The sequence below is a fragment of the Klebsiella sp. M5al genome (assembly GCF_002090195.1).
GTDB classification, from domain to species: domain Bacteria; phylum Pseudomonadota; class Gammaproteobacteria; order Enterobacterales; family Enterobacteriaceae; genus Klebsiella; species Klebsiella grimontii.
This window is the reverse complement of sequence record NZ_CP020657.1, coordinates 3,670,256-3,684,690: the sequence shown is the minus strand read 5'-3', so window position 1 is coordinate 3,684,690 and position 14,435 is coordinate 3,670,256. Positions and strand designations below refer to the sequence as shown.

General features: G+C 56.6%; 11 protein-coding genes. 7 read left to right on the top strand and 4 right to left on the bottom strand.

Features of this window, described 5'->3' with window-relative positions; genetic code table 11:
• Positions 1-48: 48 nt before the first annotated feature.
• On the bottom strand, positions 49-963 hold the full coding sequence (ldcA, locus tag BWI76_RS17720; RefSeq protein ID WP_049103517.1) for a muramoyltetrapeptide carboxypeptidase: 915 nt from the start codon (positions 961-963) through the stop codon (positions 49-51).
• 95 nt (positions 964-1,058) lie between these two features.
• Between ldcA and emtA the strand changes: the two genes are divergently transcribed.
• The gene (emtA, locus tag BWI76_RS17715; RefSeq protein WP_009651970.1) at positions 1,059-1,670 is read left to right on the top strand and encodes a membrane-bound lytic murein transglycosylase EmtA; all 612 of its coding nucleotides are present in this window, start codon (positions 1,059-1,061) and stop codon (positions 1,668-1,670) included.
• A gap of 56 nt (positions 1,671-1,726) precedes the next feature.
• On the opposite strand, the gene BWI76_RS17710 is transcribed toward emtA, so the two are convergent.
• The 3 genes from BWI76_RS17710 to BWI76_RS17700 form a co-directional block, all read right to left on the bottom strand.
• On the bottom strand, positions 1,727-1,948 hold the full coding sequence (locus tag BWI76_RS17710; protein WP_004138532.1) for a hypothetical protein: 222 nt from the start codon (positions 1,946-1,948) through the stop codon (positions 1,727-1,729).
• 26 nt (positions 1,949-1,974) lie between these two features.
• Positions 1,975-2,826, bottom strand: coding sequence for a hypothetical protein (locus BWI76_RS17705; RefSeq protein ID WP_004138533.1), 852 nt, complete (start codon positions 2,824-2,826; stop codon positions 1,975-1,977).
• Between the two features lie 154 nt (positions 2,827-2,980).
• Positions 2,981-4,729 carry an alpha,alpha-trehalase gene (locus tag BWI76_RS17700; protein WP_004138534.1) on the bottom strand — a complete coding sequence of 583 codons (1,749 nt, stop codon included), beginning with the start codon at positions 4,727-4,729 and terminating at the stop codon, positions 2,981-2,983.
• Between the two features lie 516 nt (positions 4,730-5,245).
• On the opposite strand from BWI76_RS17700, the gene BWI76_RS17695 reads away from it, so the two are divergent.
• The 6 genes from BWI76_RS17695 to BWI76_RS17670 all read left to right on the top strand — a co-directional run bounded on the left by BWI76_RS17695 (position 5,246) and on the right by BWI76_RS17670 (position 14,431).
• The gene (locus tag BWI76_RS17695) at positions 5,246-6,604 is read left to right on the top strand and encodes a glycoside-pentoside-hexuronide (GPH):cation symporter (protein ID WP_004138536.1); all 1,359 of its coding nucleotides are present in this window, start codon (positions 5,246-5,248) and stop codon (positions 6,602-6,604) included.
• A gap of 102 nt (positions 6,605-6,706) precedes the next feature.
• Positions 6,707-8,098, top strand: a complete 1,392-nt coding sequence (locus BWI76_RS17690; RefSeq protein ID WP_004138537.1) for a carbohydrate porin — start codon at positions 6,707-6,709, stop codon at positions 8,096-8,098.
• An 83-nt stretch (positions 8,099-8,181) separates the two neighbouring features.
• Positions 8,182-10,962, top strand: coding sequence for a beta-glucosidase (locus BWI76_RS17685; RefSeq protein ID WP_064371828.1), 2,781 nt, complete (start codon positions 8,182-8,184; stop codon positions 10,960-10,962).
• A 294-nt stretch (positions 10,963-11,256) separates the two neighbouring features.
• The gene (locus BWI76_RS17680) at positions 11,257-12,696 is read left to right on the top strand and encodes a circularly permuted type 2 ATP-grasp protein (RefSeq protein WP_004138541.1); all 1,440 of its coding nucleotides are present in this window, start codon (positions 11,257-11,259) and stop codon (positions 12,694-12,696) included.
• The gene (locus tag BWI76_RS17675) at positions 12,690-13,619 is read left to right on the top strand and encodes an alpha-E domain-containing protein (protein ID WP_004121935.1); all 930 of its coding nucleotides are present in this window, start codon (positions 12,690-12,692) and stop codon (positions 13,617-13,619) included. Before BWI76_RS17680 ends, BWI76_RS17675 begins: the two co-directional genes overlap by 7 nt.
• A complete protein-coding gene (locus tag BWI76_RS17670) occupies positions 13,616-14,431 on the top strand; it encodes a transglutaminase family protein (protein WP_004121934.1) in 816 nt (271 codons plus the stop codon). The genes BWI76_RS17675 and BWI76_RS17670 overlap by 4 nt, the downstream gene beginning before the upstream one ends.
• The last annotated feature ends 4 nt before the right edge of the window (positions 14,432-14,435 follow it).

The following is a 14,435-nucleotide window of genomic DNA, read 5'->3' as shown; positions in this document are numbered from 1 at the left end:
ACCATTTTAACAATCTGACGCCGATCGGGATATGCGTTAGAGGAATTTTTATTCTGCCAGAACCGGGTGGCCGCTGATGCTTAACGTGGTGATGGACGCGTTGTTGACCAGCAATGCTCTGGCGCCAAACGGCAGGGTGACCGTGCGCTGTTCGTGACCAAAATCCAGACCGCTGATGACCGGAATGTTAAGCTGCTGGCGAAGGTAGTCGTATACCATCGGCAGATCGTAACCGGCATCGTAGTCGCTGGCGTTTGCGCCGGTAAAACTGCCGAGGATAATTGCCCGCTGGCGCGCCAGAATACCGCTGTTAAGCAGCTGCAATAGCATTCGTTCAACGCGGAACGGGTGTTCGTTAATATCTTCCACCACCAGAATTCCGTCGCTAATCTGCGGCATCCACGGGGTGCCGATAAGCGAGGTCAGCATCGCCAGGTTGCCGCCCCACAGCGTACCGTCGGCGCGGCAGTCCGGGCCTTCGCCGTGCCATTCGAGGGTAAACGCCGGGTCGCGCAGCGCCTGCCAGAAATGGTGTTCAGTAAATTCGTTCAGCGTTTCCGCGCCGAAGTTTCCCGCCAGCATCGGTCCGCTAAAAGTGATTATGCTACCCTTTGCCAGCAGGCCCATCTGAACGGCGGTGAAATCGCTGTGGCCGCAAATAAGCAGCGGATCCTGCTGCTGGCGGGCGATCAGCGCCTGCCAGTCAATGTGCGGCAGTAGGCGAGTCGCGCCGTAGCCGCCGCGTACCGCCAGCACGATACGGTTTTTGCCGTCGAGGGCGGCGAGCTGGTTGATGTCGCCAAGGCGTTCATTCTCAGTTCCGGCAAACCGCAGCGCCCGGCGGGGAATGACCTGCTGGTGCGCGACCTGATGCCCGGCCTCCTGCAGACGCTGTACGCCGCGGTACGCCGCCTCCTGGTTGATGCAGTAACCGGAAGGGGCGATGAGATAAAACTGAGACATGACAATTCCTTGCTAAGAATGAAAGGGTTATCATGCCGCCTGGAGCGTTTATTGTCATCTCCGTGCGGCAAACTTCAGCCAATAAGGATAGATGTGTGAAATTGAGATGGTGTGTTTTTTTATGTGTATTGTTGGCCGGTTGTAGTTCAAAACACGATTATCGTAACCCGCCGTGGAATCCGGAAGTCCCGGTTAAGCGGGCGATGCAGTGGATGCCAATCAGCGAAAAAGCCGGTGCGGCATGGGGCGTTGACCCGCAGCTGATTACCGCGATCATCGCCATTGAATCCGGCGGCAACCCGACGGTGGTCAGCAAATCCGGCGCGGTTGGCCTGATGCAGCTGAAACCCTCGACCTCCGGTCGCGATGTTTACCGGCGGATGGGCTGGAGCGGAGATCCTTCGGTGAGCGAGCTGAAAAATCCCGAGCGTAATATATCCATGGGGGCCGCTTATTTAAGCATTCTCGAAAACGGTCCGCTGGCGGGAATTAAAGACCCGCAGGTGATGCGCTACGCGGTGGTGGTCTCCTATGCTAACGGCGCAGGCGCGCTGCTGCGGACGTTCTCGTCCAATCGCCAGGATGCGATCGAGGAGATTAACGATATGGACGCCGATGATTTCTTTGAGCATGTAGTGAAGAAACACCCGGCTCCGCAGGCGCCGCGCTATATCTGGAAGCTGCAAAAAGCGCTGGACGCGATGTAGGGCATCATTTTACCCCGCGGACCAGGCGTTGTGCGGGGTAAACTCTTCAGGTATTCCTAATCCTCCGTGCGAAGCGAAGAGATATAGCTTACCGGAGCAATCAAATCTTTATATTCCCGATAGCTTTCCGGGAGAGAATCGACACCGTTTACCGTAAGACAGAGCATGGCCGTGGCGCCATCCATTTTATCGCTATTTAGCGCCAGTGCCCCTCGCAAGAAATCGATGCAGGCATGGGCGCCGTTATACGAGATATCGTTGTTATCCAGTCGAAGCATTTTGCTTATAGCGTCTCACCCGATGGTTAATCAAGCCGTTGCACAGAAAATGGATAATTTATCGATTTGATGATTTCCCGGTATTCGCGATAGCGCTCGGGGAGCAGGCTGGTTTTGCCGATAGCGACGCAATAATCAGCCGTTTCATCGGTTATCTGTTCCTTATCGGCGACAAGAGTATTCTTTAATTTATCAACATAACTACGAAGAATATTAATCGAGATACCTTCCCGGTCCAGCCGGGTAACATTTAAGGTGATGAGTAACATTAACAGCCACCACAGACCGGAAACGACAAACATCGCAAGCCAGCTAAATACGCTGAAATTAAGCAGAGCGTTATTAGCGAATAACGTTTTCCAGCCTAATATGGCGATTAAAAACAATGAAGGAACGGCAACTAATATCATGTTCCACGTTTGTTGCGTAGGGCTTAGCATCAGGCCCGCGCAGCGGGTATCCGTAGACCAGTGATTTTTCTGGGCGACGTAAAGTTCAAGGGGTAAATTCTGGTTGCCGGGTTTTGGTGAAGAAAAGTGGTTAAAGAGGATTTTTTCTACGCACGTCATTTTACACTCCGCGTACTGCTGATTCGCGCGCAGCTCGATACCCTGGGCTGAATGAATGATGGTGACGTAATTTTTCCTTAATAGTCTAAACGTAGCCAACTGAATAATACCGGTCGCTTTATCATGCAGCCAGGCTAAAAATGAGGGGGGGATGGAATAGGGGGGCGGTATCGGCGTGCCTTTCTCAGTAGGGCGAGTCATCGATATAATGATATTGGCCACGATATATATAACCGTGGTGGATAAAACGTGATAGCCCATAAAGGATAATGGATGTAAATCGGAGATAAAACTGACGACTGCATTCACTTTTTATTCCTTGTGCCAGTCATAACAGGCGTTTCCCGGGAGAGGTCTTCCCGAGTGCCAGAGTAGTATTTTTAATTAGCCGACTCAAGATAAGCGTAAAAATATAACCATATGGAGAAAATAGATGCGCGGCGGAGACCCGCCGCGCGAAGGTTTACTGCGCGACTTTTTTATCCCCTGGCGCAATAGAATTATTGGCCGCGGGTTGAGCCGCGTTATCTGTCGCCTTACTGGTATCGTCATTCGCCGCCGGGCGGGTGGCCGGAACCGAATCACAGGGTTTCTCTTTCGGACACACCAGGTCCAGCATCTTCAGGGTGACCCCGTTAGTCCAGCCAAATCCGTCCTGTAACGGATACTCGCCGCCGCCGCCACCGGTTCCCGTCGAGCTGACGTCATATTTTTCCACCAGCTTCTGTTCGCTGTTGTAGGTATGCTGAACATTGCTGAGGAAACGCCAGCTCACCTCCATCGCTATTTTCTGTTGACCATATTTTTGCAGGCCTTCCGCGGCGACCCACTGCAGCGGCGCCCAGCCGTTTGGCGCATCCCACTGCTGGCCGCTATTGACGGTCGTGGTGGTCAGGCCCCCCGGTTTGAGCAGGCGCGCTTCGGTCGCGGCGGCGACTTTAGCGGCGCGCTCGCTGGAGGCGGCGTTGACGTACAGCGGGAACAGCGCCGCGGCGGTCAGCTGATTGCGCACCTTATGACTTTTCAGATCGTAATCGGCGTACCAGCCCTCTTTATCGTTCCACAGGTATTTCTCCAGCGCTTTCTGTCGGGCGTTGGCCAACGCGTCATACTGCGCGGCTTTCGCGCTATCGCCAGCGGCTTTACTGGCGCGGGCGATGGCTTTTTCCATGTGGAACATCAGCGAGTTGAGGTCGACCGGAACAATCGAGGTGGTGCGGATGGTGCCGAGCTGCTGCGGGTTATCCATCCAGCGGGAGCTGAAGTCCCAGCCGGATGCCGCGGCGGAGCGCAGATCGCGGTAGATTTCAGTGGCCGGGCGGTTGGGATTGTTTTTGGCGGTGGTGACATCGTCCAGCCAGGATTCCGGACGCGGCGTGTCGTTATCGTCCCAGTAGCGGTTCAGCAGCGAGCCATCGGCCATACGCACCACGCGCTTACTGGCGCCGCCGGGCTCAAGCGCTTCGGCGCCATCCATCCAGTACTGGTACTCTTTCTCCATCTGCGGCAGCCATTTTTTGAGCGCCTCATCGCCATCGTGCGTGGCCAGCAGTTCGACCATAAACGGGAAGAACGGCGGCTGCGAGCGGCTCAGATAGTAGGTGCGGTTGCCGTTGGGAATATGCCCCCAGGCGTCGATTTCTGCGGCAAAGTTGGTCACCATATCTTCAATTTTATCCCAGTGGCCGCTCTCCGCGAGTCCTAGCATTGTGAAGTAGCTATCCCAGTAATAGACTTCACGAAAGCGTCCGCCGGGCACCACGTAGGGTTTTGGCAGCGGCAACAGTGAATCCCACTTTTCCACCTCGACGGTGCTGCGGGTCAGCACCGGCCATAAACCGTTGATATGCTGGCGCAGCGTTTGTCCTTTTGGCGGAACGTACTGGTCGTTTTCGCGAGGCAGGGTAAAGTTGAGCTCGACGAAGTGCCGCAAATCAAAACTGGTCTGACTTTTCTGCATACGATAATCGGCCAGGATCATCAGCGGGTCGCCGTTCGGGATGGCGTCGGCAAACGTTTTCTGGTCGGAAAAAAGCTTTGCGCTTTGCACATCGTTAAATAGCGGACCGAGCAGAATATCGGGTGATTGCGGGATTGGGCGGGTTTCTTCAGCCTGAGCCGTCAGCGTCGCCAGGGCGACAAACGCGCCCCCGAGCGCGAGACGAAGAGCATAGGGCAGGGTGGCGGGGCGACGGGAAACGGGACTCGTCATAGGTTGTTCTCCTTATCATTGCAGACTATGTGCCACTGCATTCGGCCATCAGAAAACCTTAGACGAATATCCGCCGCTGCGCGTGTCGAAGCTAACATTTTGCAGCAAAACAGAGAAATTACCTGCCTCAGAAGACCCCCGGCCGGCCATCTCCTGAACAGTACAATATTATAATCTTAATTATATAAAACCAGGCTATTTATATTTTTAGTGTGAATGTTTTCGTATAAATTAAAAACGCCGTACGAGCCTCAGGTAAGAAAATTGAAAACTAGCTGCTATTTATATATGCGGGTGCTGTTTTCGCTTATCGCGTATTAAAAAATACGCAAAGGATTAAAAGCTGTGATCTGTCATGCAAAAAGTCTCGGATTAATACGGCTGAAAGCTGACAGGATCACATAAATTAAAAAACATAAATAATTAATAAAAAAACATAATGGCGCCAGCATAGCGGATAAGTAAAAAATGCAGACATTACCGAAACCGGTTTCATTTTGCATAAAGGAGTGGTGTATGTCCGCTGGCGACAAAATTTCAGTCAGAGAAAAAGTAGGCTATAGCCTCGGGGACGCGGCAAGTCACATCGTGTTTGACTCGTCCGTGGCAATCCTCGCTTACTTTTATACCGATATTTATGGCCTGCCGCCCGCCGTGATGGGGACGATGTTTTTGCTGGTTCGTCTGCTGGATGCGATTACCGATCCGATCATGGGAGCGATTGCTGATGCCACCTCTACCCGCTGGGGCCGCTTCCGTCCGTGGCTGCTGGCGATCTGCGTGCCCTTTGCGGTGAGCTGCGTGCTGGTGTATTCCATTCCGTCCTTTTCCGACTCGGGGAAAATTGTCTACGCCGTTGCGGCTTATATATTCATGACGTTGATGTATACGGCGATTAATATTCCTTATTGCTCGCTGGGGGCGGCCCTGACCTCCGATCCGCGCGAGAGCCTCTCCCTACAATCCTGGCGTTTTGCCATCACTCCGATTGGCGGCGCGCTCGGTACCGCGTTTATTTTGCCGCTGGCTGATTTTCTCTATCCTGGCGACCGCGCTACCGGTATTCAGGTCTCCATGGCGTTATTCGGCGTGATTGGCTGCCTGATGTTTGTTATCTGCTTTGCCACCACCAAAGAACGCGTGCAGCCGATCAAAGAAGAGAACCTGAATATCGCTCGCGATGTGAAAATTCTTTTTCGTAACGATCAGTGGCGTATTCTTTCCGTTTACAACTTTATGATGCTGGTTGCCGTGGTTATTCGCGGCGGTGCGGTGGTGTATTACGTGAATAACGTGCTGAATAAAGGCTCGGACGTTATTACGATATTCATGCTCGGCGGCATGTTTGCCTCAATGCTGGGGTCGGTGCTGGCCAAACCATTCGGCACCCGTTTCTGTAAGGTCAGATTTTCGTTCTGGATTAATCTGCTCACCGCTGCGCTGGGCGTCGTATGCTTTATGCTGCCGGTGCAATACTGGATTGCGGTACTCGGCGTGCATATTCTGATTTCCATCATTCAGGGCGGCAACGGCGCGCTGCAGTGGTCGATGATTACCGACGTCAATAACTATGGCGAATGGAAAACCCAGCGGCGTATAACCGGTATGAACGTCGCGGCAAATATCTTTGTCATTAAGCTGGGCGTGGCGGTCGGCGGGGCGATTCTTGGCTGGGTGCTGGCCTATTACCATTACGCCGCTAACACCGCGGTGCAGCCGGCTTCAGCCGTCCAGGGCGTGGTGCTGCTGTTCACGTTAGTTCCTTCCATTTTTTATGTTCTTACCGCTATCTCTATTAAATTTTATGGCTTAACAGAAAATAGAATGAACGGCATCGTCGATGACTTGAACCACGGAACCTTCGCCGAATCCTGATAATTCAACGCTGTATTAAAAGGGCTATGCAGATTATTTCCCTGAATAGCCCCGGTGAAAACCTGGATGAAACAAATAATAATGTAATTAGGGACGTTAATAATGAAAGTGAAATATATAGCTCTGGTTATTAGTGGCGTATTCTCCTCTGGTCTTTTGGCCGCGACAAATAATCAATCTGCGGATATTGAAAAACGGTTAGCCCAGCTGGAACAGCGTTTAATGAACGCTGAGCAACGGGCGGCCGATGCGGAAGCGAAGATCCAGACGTTAACCCGGCAGCAGGCCGTCGCGGCGAAAAGCGCGCCAACGGTGAAGGTGCAGTCCGCGGAGCCTGTCGCACCAGGCGCTGAGCCAACGAAACTGACGCTCTCCGGCTACGGCGATATCAAGTTTTATGGCGATGTCGAATTCAACATGGACGGCGCCAGCAGCAGCGGCAGCCTGACCTCGGTAAAAACCACGGCGAATAAAGACTGGGCGCCGGGCAATAACGAACGCTGGGATATTAACGGCCGACTGCTGTTAGGTTTTGACGGCATGCGCAAAATGGATAACGGCAATTTCGCCGGTTTTTCCGTCCAGCCGCTGGCGGACCTGAACGGCAAAATGAACCTTGATGATGCGGTGTTCTTCTTTGGTCAGGAAAAAGACTGGAAGGTGAAGGTTGGGCGCTTTGAGGCTTACGATATGTTCCCGCTGAACCAGGATACGTTCGTGGAATACTCCGGCAACACCGCCAACGATCTTTACAGCGACGGCTACGGCTATATCTACATGATGAAGGAAGGGCGCGGCCGTAGCAGCAGCGGCGGCAACTTCCTGGTCAGCAAAACCTTTGATAACTGGTATTTCGAACTCAATACCCTGCTGGAAGACGGCAGCACGCTGTTCCAGGATAAGCAGTATCACGGGACTGACCTGGAAAATGAGAAAAATGTGGCCTATTTGCGCCCGGTCGTCGCGTGGAACAGCGGGCGCTTCTCCACCGCCATCGCGATGGAAAGCAACGTGGTCAATAACGCCTATGGCTATCACGATGCGAAAGGGCACTGGGTCGATCAGTCCAGCCGTACCGGCTATGGCTATACGATGACGTGGAACGGGCAAAAAACCGATCCGCTAGATGGCGTGGTGACCAATCTTAACCTCGCCTGGATGGACGCCGAGGATGAAACCGACTTCACCGCGGGGGTGAACTCCCTGTGGCGCGGCTTCGAGCTTGGCTACATTTACGCGCATAACAAGATCGACCGCTTTAACACCGCTAATTTTGTCGCTAACTGCGACGATAGCTGCTGGATTGCCGATCCGGGCAAATACGATATCCACACGATTCATGCGTCTTACCTGTTCCCGAACGTCATGAATATGAAGAACTTCAACATCTATCTTGGCGCCTACGCCTCGTGGATTGAATCCAACCCGACCAGCGGCGACGGCCAGCAAGACTCCCGCTATGGCGGTCGTCTACGCTTCAAATATTTCTTCTGATCAATGCAGAGCCCGCATCGTGCGGGCTCTGTTCATTACGTGATTAAGCCTCCCGCGGAGGCATGAGTTAACAGGACAACGCCATGTTTGACAGTAAAGCGGGGACCCCGCTGGAAGGGTTTGCCGAATTTGCCGCCGCCGCTGCCGCCGAAGGCGCGGTGTTGCTGAGAAACGATCGCCAAATGCTGCCGCTCGATCCCGGGCAGCCGGTTTCGTTGTTTGGCCGTACGCAGATTGACTACTATTGCAGCGGCACCGGGTCAGGCGGGGCGGTTAACGTGGTGAGCCGGACAACCTTGCTGCAGGCGATGCGCGCGCGAAACGGGGAGAGGCTGAATGAGCAACTGGCCGGGCTCTATGAACGCTGGATTGCGCAGCATCCCTTTGACAACGGCGGAGGAGCCTGGGCCGCCGAGCCCTGGCATCAGCAGGAGATGCCGCTTAGCGACCAGCAGATTCGCCAGGCGCGCGCCGTCTCCAGCCTGGCGGTGATTGTGCTTGGCCGTACCGCGGGGGAGGACCAGGACAACGGCGATGTAGAAGGCGGCTATCGGCTAACCGCCGACGAGATAACTCTGCTGCGCCAGGTCTGCCGCGAGTTTGATGACGTGACGGTGGTGCTGAATACCGCCGGGCTTATCGATCTCTCGTGGGCTGACGATCCTCTGCTGCGTAAACGCGTTCGTGCGCTGCTGTACGTCTGGCACGGGGGCGCCGACGGCGCCCGGGCGGCTGCGTCGCTGCTGTACGGCGATGTAACGCCCTCCGGTAAGCTGGTAGGCAGCATCGTCGCCTCTCTGGATGACCATCCGGCATCGCCCTGCTGGGGAGCACAAGCGCAAAACCTTTATCAGGAAGATATTTACGTCGGCTATCGCTACTTCGAAACCTTTTGTCCCCAGCGCCTGCAGTTTCCTTTCGGGTTTGGTCTCTCATACACCCGCTTCACCCTGTCATCGGCGCGGGCGCAGGCCTTCGGCGATCGGATCAAGGCGACCGTTACCGTGACTAACCGCGGCGACCGCTTTGCCGGCAAAGAAGTGGTGCAAATCTACCTCCAGGCACCGCAGGGATCGCTCGGCAAACCGGCCCGGGCGCTGATGGCCTTCGCTAAAACCCACCTGCTGCGGCCGGGTGAAAGCGAAACCTTAACGCTATCGATCCCGCTGGAGCGTTTTGCGTCTTTGGACGATAGCGGGGCGACAGGTCACCCGCATTGCTACGTGATGGAACCCGGTCTTTACCGCGTGCTGATCGGCAACAGCGTACGCGATCTGCAGCCGTTACCGGTTGACGGAGAGGCGGGGTATTCGCAGAAGACGCTGCGGGTCCTGTCCCGTCACCAGCAGGTACTGGCCCCGACGGTGCCTTTTGTCCGTATTAAACCGGTTGCCGACGGCGACGATGGCCGCTATCAGATCGAATGGGAAGACGTGCCGCGCCGGGAGATTAATCTGCGCTCGAGGATTGAGGCGCGCCTGCCGGAGACGATTACCCTCACCGGCAACCAGGGGCTTACTCTCAGCGACGTTGCTGAAGGGCGCGCCACGATGAACGCCTTTATTGCCCAGTTGTCGGTGGAGGAGCTGGCCTGCCTGGCGCGCGGAGAAGGCATGTGCAGCCATAAAGTCACCCCCGGCGTCGCGTCGGCCTTTGGCGGAGTGGCCGATAGCCTGCTGGAAAAAGGGATCCCGCTGGCATCCACCGCCGATGGGCCTTCCGGCATCCGTATGGATAACGGCGCGAAGGCCACACTGCTCCCCAGCGGGACGCTGCTGGCCTCCAGTTGGGATCCGATCCTCGTTGAGCGCTTATACGTGATGGAGGGAAAAGAGCTGCTGCGCAACGGTATTGACCTGCTGCTGGGGCCGGGGATGAACATCCAGCGCCATCCGCTCAACGGGCGTAATTTCGAATACTTTTCCGAAGACCCGCTGCTTAGCGGAATGATGGCGGCGGCGGTGGTTCGCGGCATTCGCAGCGGCGGCGGGATAGCGATCCTCAAGCACTTCGCCTGTAATAATCAGGAATTCGCCAGAGCCAGGGCGGACTCGGTGGTGTCGGAGCGCGCGCTGCGCGAAATCTATCTGAAAGGTTTCGAATACGCGGTGAAAACCGGCGGCGCCAGCGCGGTGATGACCGCCTATAACCCGCTCAACGGCTACCATGCCGCATCCAACTACGATCTCACCACCACCGTACTGCGCGAGGAGTGGGGCTTTCGCGGGATCGTCATGACCGACTGGTGGGCTACGATGAACGACCCCATCGATGGCGGCGCGGCGAGCACCCACAACACCGCGGCGATGATCCGCGCGCAAAACGATCTCTATATGGTGGTCAACAATAACGGCGCGGAGATTAACGCGGCCGGGGATAATACCCTTGCGGCGCTGGCGAAAGGTGAACTGACGCTCGGCGAACTGCAGCGTAGCGCGGCAAACATCCTCCATTTTATGCTGCAGACCCAGGTGTTTAAGCGCGGGGAGAAGCCGCGGGCGGATATCGTTCGTCTGGCGGCGGAACCGGGCTGCGCCGCGGACTGCGAGGGAGCGATAAAAATCGCCGAGCAATCGCGTCTGCGCTGCGACGAGGAGCTGGTGCTGAGCGTTGAGCAGGCCGCGCGCTACGATGTTCTGGTCAATGTACACGCCAACGGCGCGCCGCTGGCGCAAACCGCCTGCAATCTGCTGCTCAATGACCAGTTCGTGGCGACCATCCAGACCAACGGCACTCTTGGCCGGGAGAGCGTGCAGAAGCTGTGCCGGATCGAGCTGCAGCCGGGGAAATATCGGGTGGGCTTTGATTTTATCAAACCGGGTCTGGTGGTGGACTGGCTGGAGCTAAGGCACGTTAACGACTGACCGCTGCTGATGTTTGGCCAGAGGAGCGCCTTTTACCGAATGGCCCGACGGGTTGGGTACCCTCGGCGATGTGGGACGGGCGCAGGCGGCAAAGCGGAAACGGACGCCCCATATTGGTGCATTTCGGGCGTCCAACAAACCATAAATAAGCAAAGCGTCTGGTTGTTTTTTATTCAATTGGGCGCGGCGGCGCGATAACGTTACCCCCAGCAGCCGCGCTGCGCTACCTGGCATAATTAATGCTTATCTCTTACCGGGATTACCTCAAAGTGAGTACAACCGGAGGAGACGGCCATGATAAAAATAACGCTTCCTGACGGGCATTATTATGATGAGATGCTTACCGCACAGGGAGAGCAGCGTCAGCACTATAACGCCTGGTGGCAATGGTTTCGCAGTACCGATCAATTCTCTATCCGGCAGAAAAAAGAGCAGGCGGAGCTGCTCTTTCACCGTATCGGCATCACCTTTAACGTCTACGGTGAGGATGAGGGCACCGAACGACTGATCCCATTTGACAGCGTGCCGCGCATTATTCCCGCCGGCGAGTGGCAGCGGATTGACCGCGGCATCCGCCAGCGGGTGAAAGCGCTCAACGCTTTCCTTTACGATATTTACCACGATCAAAACATCCTCCGCGCCGGGCTGATCCCGGCCGAGCAGGTGCTGGCGAACGAACAGTATCAGCCCTGTATGCAGGGGATAAATTTACCCAATAACACCTATGCCCATATCACCGGGGTCGATATGGTGCGCAACAGCGACGGCCAGTATTACGTGCTGGAGGATAATCTGCGCACGCCTTCCGGCGTCTCTTATATGCTGGAAAACCGCAAAATGATGATGCGGCTGTATCCTGAAATGTTCGAACAGCACCACATTGCGCCGGTCGAACGCTACCCCAGCTATCTGCTGCAAACGCTGCGTGAAAGCTCGCCGGTGGACGATCCGTGCGTGGTGGTGATGACGCCCGGACGGTTTAACAGCGCCTATTTTGAACACAGCTTTTTGGCCCAGCAGATGGGCGTTGAGCTGGTGGAAAGCGCGGATCTGTTTATTAAAACCGGGGCGGTGTACATGCGTACCACCGAGGGGCCGCGGCGGGTGAACGTCATTTACCGGCGTATCGACGACGCGTATCTTGACCCGCTGGCCTTCCACGCCGACTCGATGCTGGGCGTTCCGGGGCTGCTGTCGGTGTATCGCGCCGGGGGCGTGGTGCTGGCGAACGCCATCGGCACCGGCGTCGCCGACGATAAATCGATCTACCCCTTCGTGCCGGAGATGATCCGCTTCTATCTGGGCGAGCAGCCGATCCTGAGCAATATCCCCACCTGGCAGTGCCGTAAAGCGGAGGATCTCAGCTACGTGCTGAGCAATCTTGAACTGATGGTGGTGAAGGAGGTTCACGGCGCGGGCGGCTACGGCATGCTGGTCGGTCCGCGCTCGACTAAAGAGGAGCGCGAAGCGTTCCGCCAGCGCCTGCTGGCGAATCCGGCCAACTATATCGCCCAGGACACCCTGGCGCTGTCGACCTGCCCAACCTTTATTGACGAGGGGCTAGCGCCGCGCCATATCGATTTACGTCCCTTCGTGCTCTCCGGCCAGGAGATCCGCCTGGTTCCCGGCGGCCTGACCCGGGTGGCGCTAACCGAAGGCTCGCTGGTGGTGAACTCGTCGCAGGGCGGCGGCACCAAGGATACCTGGGTGATGGAGGATGATGAATCATGTTAAGCCGCACAGCGAGTGAACTCTTCTGGATGGCGCGCTACCTTGAGCGCGCGGAAAGCTATGCCCGGGTGCTGGACGTAACCTGGAAGCTGTCGATGATCCCCCGCCACAGCCAGCAGTCGCGGGATCTAGCCTTGCCGCTCAATCTGTCGCTGACCCATGAGCTGTTTCAGGCGCGCCACGCGCGTTTCACCATGAGCAATCTGCTCAATTTTTTCGCCCTCGACGGCAACAACCCGTACAGCATTTTCAGCTGCGTCGAGATGGCGTGGAACAACGCCCACGCGGTGCGCGGCAGCCTGTCGGCGGAGGTGTGGGAAAGCATCAACGCCACGCGCATTGAGCTGCGAAAACTGCGCCAGCAGGGGATCGGCGAGCTGGGCAATGACGCTTTTTTTGAATGGGTCAAAGAGCGGGTGCATCTGTTTCGCGGGGCGATTCTCGGCACGCTGCTGCGCAATGACGCCCTGAGCTTTATCGGCATCGGTACGCTGATCGAACGGGCGTCCGCCACCGCGCAGCTGCTGTTGATTAAGGATCAGCAGTTGACCAGCGATCCCGACCCGGTACGCGAGTACTACCGGCTGGATACGCTGCTCAACGCGGTCAGCGCCCGCGAGGCCTATAACAGCATCTACCGCCAGCCGGTAAGCCGCGAGACGGTAATGGAACTGCTGATCCTGCGCGACGATGTACCGAGATCGCTAAGAGCGAGCATCTCCGACCTCGTCGGGCAGCTGGAGCAGATTGCCAACGATCGCTCGCACCTGCCGCTGCGCCTGGCGCACCAGCTGAACGTCGACCTGCGTTTCAGCACCCGCGACGATCTGGCGCAGGCCGATTTACAGATCACCCTTAATGCACTGCTGGCGCGGATTAACGCGCTTTCTGACAGCATCAGACAAACCTATCTGGAGGCGTTATGAAACTGGTTATCGATCACCTGACCCGCTACGGCTACGATGAAGAAGTGAAGTTTTCGACCCAGTATCTGCGCCTGACGCCGCGCAGCACCGGCCGCCAGAAGATCACCGCCTGGTCATTGACCTTACCGGACGGTTCCGCCGTCGCCACCACCGACGCATGGGGCAACGTGCTGCACGTGCTGACGCTGGATAATCCGCATAAAGAGATAACCATTCGCGCCAGCGGGATCGTCGATATCGCGGAAGAGGGGGACGATATCGGCGCGGAGCCGCAGGAGCTGCTGTCGCCGCTGGTTTTCTTGCGCTGTACGCCGCTTACGCGCGCTGACGGCCCGATCCGCGAATTCGCCCAGCGCTGGTATCAGCCCGAGGCGCAGGAAGAGAGCCTGAACCAGTTAATGGGCGAACTACTGCTGAGAATGCCCTATTCGCCGGGCGCCACGCAGGTGCAGGATTCCGCCGCCGATGCCTTTGCGCGCGCGAAGGGCGTTTGCCAGGATCACACCCACGTGTTTCTCGCCTGCTGCCGGGCGCTGGAGATCCCGGCGCGCTACGTCAGCGGCTACGTCTACAGCGATAATGCCGAGCACGTCGCCATGCACGCGTGGGCCGAAGTGTGGCTCAACGAGCGCTGGCAGTCGTTTGATATCACCAATAACACGCGCAGCCTCAATCAACATTTGCGGCTGGCGACCGGGCTGGACTATCTTGATGCGTGCCCGGTTCGCGGCACCCGCCTCGGCGGCGGGGGAGAAATCATGTTAACTAACGCTGAAGTGCGCGAACATTCGCAGCAGGCGCAGCAGCAATAACGGC

Excerpts from the sequence above, each read along its gene's own strand:
- ldcA (WP_049103517.1), bottom strand. The coding sequence starts at position 963 with ATGTCTCAGTTTTATCTCATCGCCCCTTCCGGTTACTGCATCAACCAG.
- BWI76_RS17710 (WP_004138532.1), bottom strand. The coding sequence starts at position 1,948 with ATGCTTCGACTGGATAACAACGATATCTCGTATAACGGCGCCCATGCC.
- BWI76_RS17700 (WP_004138534.1), bottom strand. The coding sequence starts at position 4,729 with ATGACGAGTCCCGTTTCCCGTCGCCCCGCCACCCTGCCCTATGCTCTT.
- BWI76_RS17695 (WP_004138536.1), top strand. The coding sequence starts at position 5,246 with ATGTCCGCTGGCGACAAAATTTCAGTCAGAGAAAAAGTAGGCTATAGC.
- BWI76_RS17690 (WP_004138537.1), top strand. The coding sequence starts at position 6,707 with ATGAAAGTGAAATATATAGCTCTGGTTATTAGTGGCGTATTCTCCTCT.
- BWI76_RS17685 (WP_064371828.1), top strand. The coding sequence starts at position 8,182 with ATGTTTGACAGTAAAGCGGGGACCCCGCTGGAAGGGTTTGCCGAATTT.
- BWI76_RS17680 (WP_004138541.1), top strand. The coding sequence starts at position 11,257 with ATGATAAAAATAACGCTTCCTGACGGGCATTATTATGATGAGATGCTT.
- BWI76_RS17675 (WP_004121935.1), top strand. The coding sequence starts at position 12,690 with ATGTTAAGCCGCACAGCGAGTGAACTCTTCTGGATGGCGCGCTACCTT.
- BWI76_RS17670 (WP_004121934.1), top strand. The coding sequence starts at position 13,616 with ATGAAACTGGTTATCGATCACCTGACCCGCTACGGCTACGATGAAGAA.